The organism is Bradyrhizobium sp. CCBAU 45389 (genome assembly GCF_028128625.1).
Lineage (GTDB): Bacteria > Pseudomonadota > Alphaproteobacteria > Rhizobiales > Xanthobacteraceae > Bradyrhizobium > Bradyrhizobium liaoningense_B.
This window is the reverse complement of sequence record NZ_LBIY01000097.1, coordinates 41,573-55,401: the sequence shown is the minus strand read 5'-3', so window position 1 is coordinate 55,401 and position 13,829 is coordinate 41,573. Positions and strand designations below refer to the sequence as shown.

Below are 13,829 nucleotides of genomic sequence, written 5' to 3'. Positions count from 1 at the left end.
GTCTCCCGCACCTTGTCCGGATTGCTGTCTGCTAGATGCCGACCTCGAGATTGACCGGGCGGGTGAAGGTGTTGGCGACCGGCGACCATTTCTTCACATGGGCGACCAGCGCGTTGATCTCGTCAGGCGAGATGCCCTCGCACTCCATGTCGACCTTCACGCGCACGTCTGTAAAACCAACGGGCTTGTCCGACATGTCGCCGGTGCCCCAGACCGCGGTGATGTTGAGGTCGCCCTCGAGCTCGAGCTCGAGCTTGTTGACGATCCAGCCGCGATGCACAGCGTTGGCGTGCAGGCCGACCGCAAGGCAGGAGCCGAGCGCGGCGAGCGAGGCCTCCGACGGATTGGGCGCGGTATCGTCGCCCAGGAGTCCCGGCGGCTCGTCGACGATATAGGGCGGCAGGTTGCGGATGTAGTTGGCGTGGCGGAATTTGCCTTCCGCCACCGTCTTGCACTTCAAGGTCTTGATGACCTTCGGATTCGCCTTGCCATTGGCGATCAGTTGCTCGAGGCCATTCTTGTCGATGGGTGCGAGGCAACCCGTCAGCACTGTCTTCTGAACGACGGCAGTCATCAATCTTCTCCCTGGCAGAAGTGGAAATCGGCAGGATACCGAACGGTCTGTTTCCTTGCATGGAGCGTGCCAGAGCCGGCCAAAATCAAAACGCGAAGCTTTGGAGCGGTTTACCGATCCCTGCCTGCGGATTGATCAGCGGCGGCTTGCTCAAAGGCGATGCAGATGGTCTGCCCCTTGCGAATCTTTTCAGCGCGGAACAGATGCGGCTTGCTGATGCGGCGCGGCTGCGGGTAAGTTTGGACTCATGGCCAAGCCCTTACTGAACAAGACGTCATCGAAGAAGACTTCGCCCCACGCCGCCGCTGGCGAAGATGAATCCGCGCGCGGGCGCCTCCTGAGCGCCGCGACGCATCTGTTCTGCAAGAACGGCATCAACGCCACCGGCATCGACGCGATCATCGAGGAAGCCGGCACGGCGAAGACCACGCTCTACAAATTGTTCGGCTCCAAGACCAACCTCGTCAACGCGGTGCTGGAGAGCGAAGGCAAGCAGTGGCGCGAATGGTTCATCGGCGCCATGGAAGCGGGCGGCGGCGACGCGCAGGCGAAGCTGACGCGGATCTTTCCGGCGCTGAAGAGTTGGTTCGCGGAGGAGCGCTTCTACGGCTGCCCCTTCATCAACGCCGTCGGCGAGCACGACAAGGACGCCAAGCAATTCCGCAACATCGCGCTGAAGCACAAGAAGATCGTGCTCGGTCATATCGAGAAGCTCGCCGGCGAGCTCGGCTCCAGCGACCCCGCGGTGCTGGCGCACCAGCTCGGCCTCATCATCGACGGCGCCATCGTCGCGGCGATGATCTCGCGCGACCCGGGCGTGGCCGATACGGCCGCGCTCACGGCAGGCCCCCTGCTCGGGCAATCCAGGGCGAAGAAGAAGCGCGCAGCGGATCAGCTCGAGGCGGTGTAACGGTTCTTACTTCGTAGCCCGCATGAGCGCAGCGACATGCGGGACACCGTCCCGGATTGCGCTCCGCTCCATCCGGGCTATGAGGACCGAGGAGAACAAATCCGATGCCTCAGATCATCATCGCCAGGCGCTTCTGCGGCCCTCCGAACTCCGGCAACGGCGGTTATGTCTGCGGCCGGCTCGCCCGTCACATTCCCGGGGCCACGGAGGTGACGCTGCGCGCGCCGCCTCCCCTGGACACGCCGCTCGATGCGGTCGCTGCAACCGACGGCTCATGGGAGCTTCGCGATGGCGCCAAGGTCGTTGCGACCGGGCAAACAGCGCATGTCGAGCTCGCGCAGCTCGAGACAGCCAGCTTGCAGGAAGCACGCGCCGCCGAGTTGCTGACGCTGTTCGAGCCGCACGAGCATCCGCTGCCGAACTGTTTCGTCTGCGGTCCCGCGCGTGCGCAAGGCGACGGCCTGCGCATCTTCACTGGGTCGCTCAAGCGTCGTGCGCAGAACGCCGTTCTCGCGGCGACCTGGACGCCCGATCCAAACTTGGCCGCCGAGGATGGCCGCGTCGCGCCGGAATTTCTCTGGTCGGCACTCGATTGTCCCACCGGCTTTGCCTGCAATTGCAATCAGCAGAGCGGCACCTACGACAAGACGCCGCTCCTGCTGGGACGGATGTCCGCCCGGATCGAGGCCCGCCCGCGCCCTGGTGAACCCTGCATCATCACGGCCTGGCCGACCGGCCGCGACGGCCGCAAGCGGACAGCCGACGCCGCGCTCCATGATGAAAGCGGCAGGTTGCTGGCGGTGGCGAAGACGACCTGGATTGCAGTCGACCGCGACGTGCTGCTCGGGCGCGGGTGAGAGGTGCGTAGGGTGGATTAGCCACGGCTGCGCGCAGCGCAGTCGCCGGCGTAATCCACCAACTTCGTCCGGCATTCGCTGAAGGGTGGTGGGTTACGCCTTCGGCTAACCCACCCTACAAACCACACACTCGGTCTCGTAGGGTGGGCAAAGGCGCGAAGCGCCGTGCCCACCATTTCTCACTCGGCGTCGTCGATAGACACGGTGGGCACGCTACGCTTTGCCCACCCTACGAGAGCTACGAGACCCCGCCCATTCGATCAGCGACTCGCTCGCAGCGCGCCAAGCTCGACGTCGGCGGCCGGCTTCTCGAGAAAGGTCTTCGGGCAATCGGCTGCAGCCTGCTCGAACAGCTTCAACGCCTCTTCCCTGGAGCCGCTCTGCAGGGCGCGCTCTGCGACATAGAAATTCGCCTCGCAGACCTGCCCCTTCTTCTTCGCCGGGTCGGCATCGTCCGCGGCGCCGCGCACTTGCTCCGGCGTCATCGTGCCAAGGAAGAGATTGACGACCGGCGCGGGCCATTTCGCCGCGTCGAGCTGTTTTGCCGCCTCGCCCAGCTGGCTCGGCTGGTCACTGCGCCTTGCAACAATTTCGCGCCATAAGACCGGGTAGGCATTCTTTGGATCGAGCTGGATCGCCTGATCGAGGTCAGCCAACGATTTGGCGAATGAAGCAATCTGCCAATAGAGCCTCGCACGATGAAAATAGGCGCGCGCATCCTTGGCATCGAGCTGCACGAGTTGATCGTAATCCGCGAGCGAACGGTCGAAGTCTCCCTTGGCCTTGTGCGCGTTGGCGCGGAGCCCGAGTGCGTCCTTGTCCTTGGGATTGATGCGGATCGCCTCATCATAGTCCGTGATAGCCAGATCAAGGTCTCCTCGTGCGGAGTACGCAGTTCCCCGAGCGCGGAATGCAGGACCGTCCCCCCAGCCGGGTGCAGTTGTGCCACCATCAAAAGACGCTGAAGCGAGATCGGCGTCTTGACCTTGAATCTGATGCGTCCCCTCGCCTGGGCTTCCCTGATCCCGATGGGCGAGCTGAACTGCCTGTGTGAAATCGGCAATGGCGTGGTCGTAGTCGCCTTTTCGAGCATAGGCGACACCCCGGCAGAGGTAGACAGCGCGACCTCGTGGGTTGAGCTCGATGATCCGGTCATAATCGGCGAACGCGCGGGTGAACTCGTCCAATTGAAGGAAGGATTCTGCGCGAAAGAAATAGAATTCCTCGCTCCTTGGCTTGATCTGCATGGTTTGATCGAGTGCGGCCAATGCGAGCTCTTTGTTGCCCCTGGCGAAGTAGACCCGACCGCGACACAACTGGCCCCCGCCGGTTTGCGGGCTCAGCTCGACCGCTCGGTCACAGTCAGCCATGGCACGATCCAGGTCTCCCTTGCGGATGAAAGCGAGACCTCGGTCGACAAGCGCTATGACATTGTCCGGATGGACCAGGAGGGCTTGATCATAGTCAGCGATAGCGCGGACCATATCTCCTTTGGCTTGGTAGATTCGAGCGCGCCCCAGGCGGGCATAGACAGCCTTGGGATCAAGCTCGATGACCTTGTCGTAGTCGGCAAGCGCAGCGTCGGTTTGTCGCCTCGCGGTTTGTGCAGCAGCTCTCTGAAGACGCGCGTTCAGATTGCCCGGATCGCGTTCGATGATCACGTTGTAGTCCGCGATCGCAAGGCCGACCTCACCTTTCTGGCGGTAAAGCATGGCACGGCGAAAGTGCGCCGCGATCACGCTCTGTTGCATGGCCTTCCCAGCCTCAATGATGGCGGTGCAGCCCGCAATGCGATCATCGAGCGTGATGTTGCCGAGCGCGTTGCATTTTGCGGCCAGGGGCATTTCCGCTCGGGCAGGCAATACTTCGATCAAGATTGTGAGCGCCAACGCGCTTAAGCTTGCTGCCGCACCAACGAGTGCGCGGCCCACCATTCCAAACATGCAGTCCCCATTTCAATTCCCAGGGACATCATAGCAACCGATTGCGCCTCTGCACAGCCCTTGGTTGCGGCGTTGGCGTGCAGCTCGGGTAATAGTGCGTGGCGTGGATCAGCCACAAGCGCGGTGCCGTAGGGTGGGCAAAGCGACTTGTCCGCCGTAGCTCGAAGAGCGAAGGCGGAAGCGTGCCCACCATCTCTCTCCGACACAAAGAGTGGTGGGCACGGCGCGATGCGCCTTTGCCCACCCTACGAGAGCTGCGCCCGACGAGACCTAACTGCCCTGCTCGATCATCCCCTGCAGCCGCACCAACTCCGCCTCAAGATCCCGCTCCACATCCGCCGCGCGGATGTCGAGCACGCGATAATCCCGCGCCTCGAGCCAGGTCCGCCGCCCTGCGCGGTCGGCGGCGATGGCTTCGCCCTCGCCGGGGTTCACCAGCTCGATCGCGATCCGGTGCGGGAACGAGACGAAGTCCGGGATGTGGCGTCCCACAGGGGTCTGGCGCTTGAACCCACCTGCGAAGCGGCGATCGCGGGTCAGGGCCTGCCAGAGCAGGCGCTCGGCGTCGGTCGGGTTGCGGCGGAGCAGGCGGGCGAGGCCGCGCACGGTGGAGCCGCTGTCGGGCACGCCGCCGCCCTGGCCGTGCTCGGCCAGCAGCGCGCGCAGGCGCGTCGCCTGCTCGCCGTCGAGCACGCCGCCCTTGGCCGGGCCCTTGCGCCCCTCCGCGATCGCCATGATGACTCCATGGAGGGTGTGCATGTCCTGCTTGGTCGGCTCCATGCGGCTAAAAATGTTGCGCAGGTTCACCAGCATGGTGTCGCGTTTCTCGGCCGGCCGCAGGAACTCGACCTTGTCGAGCTCGCGCACGAGATTGTCGAAGAAGGCCTGCATCTGGTGCTGCGAGGCGCGCTCGGAGCGCTCCGGCATGGCGTGCGGCAGTTCGCCGGATGTGGCCCGCTTGAACCATTCATAGCCGATCAGCAGCACGGCCTGAGCGAGGTTGAGCGAGGCAAAGCCGGGATTGACCGGAAAGGTGATGATGCGGTTGGAGAGCCCGACCTCCTCGTTGGTCAGGCCCCAGCGCTCGCGGCCGAACAGGATACCGGCCTTTCCTCCGGTCGCGACGTGCCCGGCGATCTCGCTGGCTGCGGCCTCCGGCCCGACCACGGGCTTGGCCTGGTCGTGGGGGCGCGCCGTGGTGGCGAACAAGAGGTCGAGGTCGGCGACCGCCTGCTCCACCGTGTCGAACAATTCGACCTTTTCCAGAATGTGGTCGGCACCGGCCGCCGCCCGCTGGGCCGCGATGTTGGGCCAGCCGTCCCTGGGGTTGACGATGCGCAAGGCGCCGAGGGCGAAATTGCCCATGGCGCGCGCAGCCATGCCGATGTTTTCACCCAGCTGCGGCTCGACCAGGATGACGATGGGACCGTCGAGGGAAAGGCCCGTCTTGCTCTTGTCAGTCCCCGACATCTCGCTTCGCTTTCACACTGTCTCTCAAGGCCTTGGCAAGGCCGCCTTAGGAAATGATTCAAGGCGGCCTTTTCGAGTCGGTCTTGGGCCGGCCGGCGCTGCCCGCCTGTCGTTTGCCTGTCCTGACAAAATTCTCAAGGGAAATAACGGGTTGGATTCGACTTTTGAATCTCGCTTGAAACCTCACCCCCGCCCCAGCCGTGGTGTCAGGCCCCGCTCCCCATCTGGGGAAGCTGGATGAGCTAAAAGTGCATAATCACTTGGCTTTCGCCCGCTGCTATCAGGTGCTAAGAGGCGGCGGATATTCACGTTGGCGCGACCAGCGCCGTTCCCAAGAGGGCTTCCCCGAACATGGCAAAAATCAAGGTATCCAATCCCGTCGTCGAACTCGATGGCGACGAGATGACCCGGATCATCTGGCAGTACATCAAGGACAAGCTGATCAACCCGTTCCTGGATGTCGAACTGCAGTATTTCGACCTGGGCATGGAGTACCGCGACCACACCAACGATCAGGTGACCATCGACGCCGCCGAGGCGATCAAGAAGGTCGGCGTCGGCGTCAAGTGCGCCACCATCACCCCGGACGAGGCCCGGGTGAAGGAATTCAACCTCAAGCAGATGTGGAAGTCGCCGAACGGCACCATCCGCAACATCCTCGGCGGCGTGATCTTCCGCGAGCCGATCATCTGCAAGAACGTGCCGCGCCTCGTTCCCGGCTGGACCAAGCCGATCATCATCGGCCGCCATGCCTATGGTGACCAGTACCGCGCCACCGACATCAAGTTCCCTGGCAAGGGCACCCTCTCGCTGAAGTTCGTCGGCGAGGACGGCACCGTGATCGAGAAGGAAGTGTTCAAGGCTCCGGGCGCCGGCGTCGCCATGGAGATGTACAACCTCGACGACTCCATCATCGACTTCGCCCGCGCCTCGCTCAATTACGGCCTGCTGCGCAACTATCCGGTCTATCTCTCGACCAAGAACACGATTCTGAAGGTCTATGACGGCCGCTTCAAGGACATCTTCCAGGACATCTACGACCGCGAGTTCAAGAAGGAATTCGAGGCCAAGGGCCTGACCTACGAGCACCGCCTGATCGACGACATGGTGGCCTCGGCGCTGAAGTGGTCCGGCGGCTATGTCTGGGCCTGTAAGAACTACGACGGTGACGTGCAGTCCGACACGGTCGCGCAGGGCTACGGCTCGCTCGGCCTGATGACCTCGGTGCTGCTGACCCCCGACGGCAAGACCGTCGAGGCCGAAGCCGCCCACGGCACGGTGACCCGCCACTACCGCGAGCACCAGAAGGGCAAGGAGACCTCGACCAACTCGATCGCCTCGATCTTCGCCTGGACCCGTGGCCTGTCGCATCGCGCCAAGCTCGATAACAACCCGCAGCTCGCGAAGTTCGCGGCCACGCTGGAGAAGGTCTGCGTCGACACGGTTGAAGAAGGCTACATGACCAAGGACCTCGCGCTCCTGGTCGGCGCCGACCAGCGCTGGCTCTCGACCACCGGCTTCCTCGACAAGGTCGCCGAGAACCTGGTCAAGGCGATGGCGGCGTAAGCCGACCGCAATTTTGCCCGACTGGGCCAGACATCATCACGGGCCGCGCCTTTGGGCGCGGCCCTTTTTTTGAGACCCCTCGCGCGGAGATGCGACCATGTCGACCAAGCTTGCCGTCCCCTGCCTGATGCTGCTCACAGTAATGGCCGGGCCGGCCGCCGCCGATCCGCTCCCCGAGGCCATCGCCGCACCTGGCGAGACCGCCGTGCTCAGCGTCCACGCCGAGGGCGCGCAGGTCTATGAGTGCAAGGCCGCCGCCGACGGCAAGCTCGCCTGGGCCTTCCGCGAACCGGTCGCAACGCTTCTCTCCGAGGGCAAGACCGTCGGCCGCCACTATGCCGGCCCGAACTGGGAGCTCGCCGACGGCAGCGCCGTCGTCGGCAAGGCCATCGGCAACGCGCCCGGCGCAACGGCTGCCGATATCCCCTGGCTGAAGCTTGAAGTCGCCTCCCGCCGCGGCAGCGGCACCCTGACGCCCGTCACCACCGTCCAGCGCATCAACACCCATGGCGGCAAGCTCGAGGGTTCTTGCGACAAGGCCGGCGAGTTCAAGAGCGCGCCCTACTCGGCTGATTATGTGTTTCTGAAGAAGGGCTGACCGCTCAGCGGTCCGTGTCGTCCCTCTCAGCCTGCGCCAGCTCCGCCGCCGCGAGATCGCCGCTGTCGGCGAGCCGCGCCTTCGCGGTGGTATGGACGTGATCGGCGAGCGTCGGCATGCGCGCGATCAAAGCGTGGAAATCCTGGGCGTCGAGCACGAGCAGGCGCGTCTTGCGCGTCGCCGTGACGGTGCCGCTGCGCTTGGTCTTGTGCAGCAGTGCGATCTCGCCGAAGAAGGTGCCGTCGGCGAGGCGCACCTGCTGGCTCGGCAGCGCGATCTCGACCTCGCCGGCGGTGATGAAATACATCGACGAGGCCGCATCGCCCCGCCGCACCAGGATCTCGCCCTGCTCGATGGTGCGGGCGCGCAGGAGGCGCATGATGTCGGCGATCTCCGCCGCGGACAGATGCGAGAACAGCGGCACCCGCGCCAGCATGCCCCAGGTGACGACGAAATCGCGCCGCTTCACCTCTTCGGCGAACGCCGAGGAGATGATCGCGACCGGCAGCGCGATCATGGCGAAGCCGCTGATGATGGCGAAGGTCGAGATGAATTTTCCGAGCGGCGTCACCGGCACGACGTCGCCATAGCCGACGGTGCCGAGCGTCACGATCGCCCACCACATTGCCTGCGGGATGGTGCCGAGCTTGTCCGGCTGCACGTCGCGCTCGATGGCATAGAGCAGCGAGGCAAAGGTCAGGACCGCGCCGATCAGGATGACGATGCAGCCGATCAGCGCGCGCCGCTCGGCATGCACCGCGGCGAGCAGCGAGCGCATCGCCGGCGAATAGCGGATCAGCTTGAAGAACGGCAGCACGCCGAGCCCGGCCAGCGTCGCGTGCCGGCCCGTGGCGAGCACGATCGCAGCCGGCAGGAACGCCATGAGGTCGATGATGCCGAGCGCGGAGAAGGCATAAGAGAGCCGGTCGGACAGCGCCGAGCCCCTGCGCTGGGTGTGCCCCGCCACCGTCCACAGCCGCGCCAGATATTCCAGCGCGAACACGATGACGGCGAGGACCGCGATTGCGCTGAACAGCGCATCGAACCGCGCGTCTAACTCCGGCACCGAGGCGAGGATCATCGCGACCACGTTGAGCACGATGACGGCGATGATCAGCTGGATGAAGCGCGACCCGACCGAATAGGCCAGGGGGTCGTGCTCCAGCAATTCGTAGAGGCGATCCCGCAAGTCGGGATCGCCAGGCCCACGTCCTCGCGGAACGAGGCCCATGGTGGCCTTAAGCGCCTGCCATCGCTTTTTCGATCGCCGCCAGCGCCGCGGTCGCGTTGGCGCCGTCGGGACCGCCGGCCTGCGCCATGTCGGGCCGGCCGCCGCCGCCCTTGCCGCCCAGCGCCTCGGAAGCGACGCGGACGAGGTTCACGGCGTTGAAGCGCGCGGTGAGGTCCGGCGTGACGCCGACCACGACGCCGGCCTTGCCGTCCTCGGTGACGCCGACGATCGCGACGACGCCCGAGCCGATCTGCTTCTTGCCGTCGTCGGCAAGGCCCTTGAGATCCTTCATCTCGATGCCTTCGACCGCGCGCGCCATCAGCTTGACGTCGCCGACCTCGCGCACGCCGCTCGCAGCGCCGTTGCCGCCGGATGCGCCGCCGCCCATGGCGAGCTTCTTGCGCGCGTCGGACAGCTCGCGCTCGAGCTTCTTGCGCTCCTCCATCAGCGCGGCGATGCGCGCCGGCACGTCGTCGATCGAGGTGCGCAGCTCGTTCGCGGCGGTCTTCGCCAGCGCCATGGTCTCGTTGGCGTGTTTTCGCGCGTAGTTGCCCGTCAGCGCCTCGATGCGGCGCACGCCCGAGGCGACCGCACTCTCGCCCGTGAGCGTGATCAGGCCGATGTCGCCGGTGCGCTTGACATGGGTGCCGCCGCAGAGCTCGACCGACCAGCCGAGCGCATTGGCGCCGCGCTCGCGCGCGGTCCTGCCCATGGAGACGACGCGGACCTCGTCGCCGTACTTCTCGCCGAACAGCGCGCGCGCCCCGGCCTCGCGGGCCTCATCCACGCCCATCACGCGCGTCGTGACCTCGTCGTTCTCCAGCACCACGTCGTTGGCGATGTCCTCGACGCGGGCAAGCTCCTCCGCCGTGATCGGCTTCGGATGCACGAAGTCGAAGCGCAGGCGGTCGGGCGCGACCATCGAGCCGCGCTGGGCGATGTGGTCGCCGAGCACCTGGCGCAGCGCCTCATGAATGAGATGCGTCGCCGAGTGATGCGCGCGGATCGACGATCGCCTGGAATGATCGACCTCGAGCTGCAGCGCGGTGCCGAGCTTGAGCTCGCCGCTCTCGACCGTGCCGACGTGGACGAAGAAATCGCCGAGCTTCTTCTGCGTGTCGGTGACGCGGAACTTGATGCCGCCCTCACCCGTCAGCACGCCGGTGTCGCCGACCTGGCCGCCGGACTCCGCATAGAACGGCGTCTGGTTCAGCAGAAGCGCGCCGGTCTCGCCCGCCTTGAGGCTGGCGACTTCCTGGCCGTCCTTGACCAGCGCGGAGACCACGCCTTCGGCGCTCTCGGTCTCGTAGCCCAGGAATTCGGTCGCACCCAGCTTCTCGCGCAGTGGGAACCAGATCGCTTCGGAGGCAGCTTCCCCCGAGCCCTTCCAGGACTCGCGCGCCTTGGCCTTCTGGCGCTCCATCGCGTCGGTGAACGCGGCCTGGTCGACGCCGATGCCGCGCGACTTCAGCGCGTCCTGCGTCAGGTCGAGCGGGAAGCCGTAGGTGTCGTACAGCGTGAAGGCGACGTCGCCGTCGAACATGTCGCCCTTCTTCAGGGACGCGCTCTTCTCGTCGAGGATGGCAAGGCCGCGCGCCAGCGTCTTGCGGAAGCGGGTCTCTTCCAGCCGCAGCGTTTCCTCGATCAGCTTCTCGGCGCGCATCAGGTCGGGATAGGCCTGGCCCATCTCGCGCACCAGCGCCGGGACCAGGCGATGCATCAAGGGCTCCTTGGCCCCGAGCAGCTGCGCATGGCGCATCGCGCGGCGCATGATCCGGCGCAGCACATAGCCGCGGCCCTCGTTCGAGGGCAGCACGCCGTCGGTGACGAGGAAGGCGGAGGAGCGCAAATGGTCGGCGATGACGCGGAACGAGGCAACCGTCTGCTCCTGCGGCCCGCTGCCGAGCGCCGACGACGTCGCGTCGATCAGGTGGCGGAACAGGTCGGTCTCGAACACGCTCTCGACGCCCTGGAGGATGCAGGCCATGCGCTCCAGGCCCATGCCGGTGTCGATCGAGGGACGCGGCAGATCCACGCGCTCCTCCTTCGTCACCTGCTCGTATTGCATGAACACGAGATTCCAGAATTCGAGGAAGCGGTCGCCGTCCTCTTCCGGCGAGCCCGGAGGTCCGCCCCAGATGTGCTCGCCGCGGTCGATGAAGATCTCCGAGCACGGGCCGCACGGGCCGGTGTCGCCCATCGCCCAGAAATTGTCCGAGGTCGGGATGCGGATGATGCGGTCGTCGGAGAAGCCGGCGATCTTCTTCCACAGGCCCGCCGCCTCGTCGTCGGTGTGATAGACCGTGACGAGCAGCTTGTCCTTCTTCAGCCCGAACTCCTTGGTGATCAGCGTCCAGGCGAGCTCGATCGCGCGCTCCTTGAAGTAATCGCCGAACGAGAAGTTGCCGAGCATCTCGAAGAAGGTGAGATGGCGTGCGGTGTAGCCGACATTGTCGAGGTCGTTGTGCTTGCCGCCCGCGCGCACGCATTTCTGCGACGTGGTGGCGCGCTGATACGGCCGCTTCTCAACGCCGGTGAAGACGTTCTTGAACTGCACCATGCCGGCATTGGTGAACATCAACGTCGGGTCGTTGCGCGGCACCAATGGCGAGGACGGCACGATCTCGTGGCCGTTCTCGGCAAAGAAGTTCAGAAAGGTCGACCTGATCTCGTTGACGCCGCTCATGTTCATCCAATCGGGTGTGCTTGGGCCCGCTCCCGCCGTCCAAACCGGAAATTAAGGCTGATATCTGCGGGCCAAAGCGCTTTTAGACAAGGCCAGCTTCGCTGTCCAGAAACTGTGCAAGCAGATCAGAGGGTTGCCGCAGGCGCTCAATCCCGTTGAAAGCCGCTGAAGTCGCGTTGACAGGCTTGGCTACCCTGTGGTCTGTACCCATCTGTATCGTACGGCCACGTCGGGAGAGACCGGCTTTAGGCAGCCGGCGCCGAAGGAGCAACCGCCCCGGAAACTCTCAGGCAAAAGGACCGCGTGGCTTTGACAGCATCTGGAAAGAGGCGCCGACGGGCTTGAGGCCCGGACTGCGTCCGCCGACGGGATAATACTCTCAGGCACAGCGACAGATGGGGCTTCGACTGGTGTCCATCGGGGAATCGTCCCCGGGGAACCGCCGAGGGCCCCTTAAGATGCTAGCGCACAACCAAGACTCCCCTAGACGTACGCCCCTCCACAGCCTCCATGTCTCCCTTGGCGGCAAGATGGTGCCGTTCGCGGGCTATGACATGCCCGTGCAGTACCCCGCGGGCGTGCTGAAGGAGCACCTTCATACCCGGGCCGCCGCGGGCCTGTTCGACGTCTCCCACATGGGCCAGATCGCGCTTCGGCCGAAATCGGGCAAGGTCGAGGACGCCGCCCGCGCGCTGGAACGGCTGGTGCCGCAGGATATCGTCGCGATTGCGTCGGGACGGCAGCGCTACGCCCAGTTCACCAATGCCGATGGCGGCATCCTCGACGACCTGATGGTCGCCAATTTCGGCGATCACCTGTTCCTGGTTGTCAACGCCGCCTGCAAGGCCGAGGACGAGGCGCATCTGCGCGCGAATCTCTCGGACGACTGCATCATCGATTCGCTCGCCGACCGCGCGCTGATCGCATTGCAGGGCCCGAAGGCCGAAGCGGTGCTGGCGAAATTCTGTGCGGCGGCCCCGGCCATGAAGTTCATGGACGCCGGCCCGCATGAGGTCGCCGGCATCAAGTGCTTCGTCTCGCGCTCCGGCTACACCGGCGAGGACGGCTTTGAGATCTCGGTTCCCGCTGCCGATGCCGAACGCCTTGCCAAGATGCTGCTGGACAATCCGGACGTGCTGCCGATCGGCTTAGGTGCCCGCGACAGCCTGCGGCTGGAAGCTGGCCTGTGCCTCTACGGCCACGACATCGACACCGCCACCACGCCGGTCGAGGCCGCCCTGGAATGGTCGGTGCAGAAGAGCCGCCGCAGCGGTGGCGCCCGTGCCGGCGGTTTCCCCGGCGCGGAAAAGATTCTGGCGCATTTCGATCACGGCGCATCCCGCCGCCGCGTCGGCCTGCGTGCCGAGGGCCGCGCGCCGGTGCGCGAGGGCGCGCTGCTGTTTGCCGATAGCGCGGGCGGCGAGCCGGTCGGACAGGTTACCTCGGGCGGGTTCGGCCCGAGCCTGAGTGCGCCGGTCGCGATGGGCTACGTGCCTGTGAGCCTGAGCGCGCTCGGCACAAAACTCTTCGCCGAGGTGCGCGGACAGCGCCTGCCGCTCGCAGTCGCCGCCATGCCCTTCGTGAAAAACACCTACAAACGCTGAGGACGAGACAATGACCACGACGCTGTACACTTCCGACCATGAATGGCTCGCCATCGACGGCGATACCGCCACGGTCGGCATCACCGACTACGCGCAGCAGCAACTCGGCGACGTCGTGTTCGTCGAATTGCCCAAGGTCGGCCGCACCTTGAAGAAGGCGGAAGCCGCAGCGGTGGTCGAGTCCGTGAAGGCGGCCTCCGACGTCTACGCCCCTATGACCGGCGAAGTGCTCGCGGCCAACGAGGCGCTGGCCGCCGAGCCGGCGCTGATCAATTCGGACGCGCAGGGCGCGGCCTGGTTCTTCAAGATCAAGATTGCCGACAAGAGCGAGCTCGGCGGCCTCATGGATGAAGCCGCCTACAAGGCCCACACGGCTTAAGGACGATGGAG

The 13,829-nt window shown here is 65.3% G+C and carries 11 protein-coding genes and 1 riboswitch; of the genes, 6 read left to right on the top strand and 5 right to left on the bottom strand.

All coding sequences use genetic code 11. The features are described 5' to 3' along the window. Positions 1-31 precede the first annotated feature (31 nt). Positions 32-574: an OsmC family protein gene (locus XH79_RS33070; protein ID WP_063682428.1), complete on the bottom strand. Its 543-nt coding sequence runs from the start codon at positions 572-574 to the stop codon at positions 32-34. 247 nt (positions 575-821) lie between these two features. On the opposite strand from XH79_RS33070, the gene XH79_RS33065 reads away from it, so the two are divergent. Both XH79_RS33065 and XH79_RS33060 read left to right on the top strand, forming a co-directional pair. Further along, positions 822-1,484, top strand: coding sequence for a TetR/AcrR family transcriptional regulator (locus tag XH79_RS33065; RefSeq protein WP_212343092.1), 663 nt, complete (start codon positions 822-824; stop codon positions 1,482-1,484). Between the two features lie 104 nt (positions 1,485-1,588). Next, on the top strand, positions 1,589-2,341 hold the full coding sequence (locus tag XH79_RS33060; RefSeq protein ID WP_271584394.1) for a hypothetical protein: 753 nt from the start codon (positions 1,589-1,591) through the stop codon (positions 2,339-2,341). Positions 2,342-2,601: 260 nt separating this feature from the next. Here XH79_RS33060 and XH79_RS33055 read toward each other — a convergent pair whose 3' ends face one another. Both XH79_RS33055 and XH79_RS33050 read right to left on the bottom strand, forming a co-directional pair. After that, complete coding sequence (locus tag XH79_RS33055) at positions 2,602-4,284, bottom strand: tetratricopeptide repeat protein (RefSeq protein WP_271584393.1); 1,683 nt, start codon at positions 4,282-4,284, stop codon at positions 2,602-2,604. A gap of 270 nt (positions 4,285-4,554) precedes the next feature. After that, entirely contained in the window at positions 4,555-5,754 is a 1,200-nt protein-coding gene (locus XH79_RS33050; protein WP_271584392.1) for a TrmJ/YjtD family RNA methyltransferase, read from the bottom strand. A gap of 351 nt (positions 5,755-6,105) precedes the next feature. On the opposite strand from XH79_RS33050, the gene XH79_RS33045 reads away from it, so the two are divergent. Together XH79_RS33045 and XH79_RS33040 are read left to right on the top strand one after the other, a co-directional pair. Then, positions 6,106-7,320: an NADP-dependent isocitrate dehydrogenase gene (locus XH79_RS33045; RefSeq protein WP_212343084.1), complete on the top strand. Its 1,215-nt coding sequence runs from the start codon at positions 6,106-6,108 to the stop codon at positions 7,318-7,320. A gap of 97 nt (positions 7,321-7,417) precedes the next feature. Further along, the gene (locus XH79_RS33040; RefSeq protein WP_271584391.1) at positions 7,418-7,918 is read left to right on the top strand and encodes a DUF3455 domain-containing protein; all 501 of its coding nucleotides are present in this window, start codon (positions 7,418-7,420) and stop codon (positions 7,916-7,918) included. Between the two features lie 4 nt (positions 7,919-7,922). Here XH79_RS33040 and XH79_RS33035 read toward each other — a convergent pair whose 3' ends face one another. Together XH79_RS33035 and alaS are read right to left on the bottom strand one after the other, a co-directional pair. Beyond that, positions 7,923-9,149: a cyclic nucleotide-gated ion channel gene (locus XH79_RS33035; protein ID WP_271584390.1), complete on the bottom strand. Its 1,227-nt coding sequence runs from the start codon at positions 9,147-9,149 to the stop codon at positions 7,923-7,925. A 7-nt stretch (positions 9,150-9,156) separates the two neighbouring features. Next, the gene (alaS, locus tag XH79_RS33030; RefSeq protein ID WP_271584389.1) at positions 9,157-11,835 is read right to left on the bottom strand and encodes an alanine--tRNA ligase; all 2,679 of its coding nucleotides are present in this window, start codon (positions 11,833-11,835) and stop codon (positions 9,157-9,159) included. Positions 11,836-12,055: 220 nt separating this feature from the next. Further along, positions 12,056-12,146: riboswitch (glycine riboswitch) on the top strand. A 147-nt stretch (positions 12,147-12,293) separates the two neighbouring features. Between alaS and gcvT the strand changes: the two genes are divergently transcribed. Together gcvT and gcvH are read left to right on the top strand one after the other, a co-directional pair. Then, positions 12,294-13,439 (top strand): glycine cleavage system aminomethyltransferase GcvT, encoded by a 1,146-nt coding sequence (gcvT, locus tag XH79_RS33025; RefSeq protein WP_271584388.1) that lies wholly within the window; start codon positions 12,294-12,296, stop codon positions 13,437-13,439. 10 nt (positions 13,440-13,449) lie between these two features. Continuing rightward, positions 13,450-13,818, top strand: a complete 369-nt coding sequence (gene gcvH, locus XH79_RS33020) for a glycine cleavage system protein GcvH (RefSeq protein WP_271584387.1) — start codon at positions 13,450-13,452, stop codon at positions 13,816-13,818. Positions 13,819-13,829 lie beyond the last annotated feature (11 nt).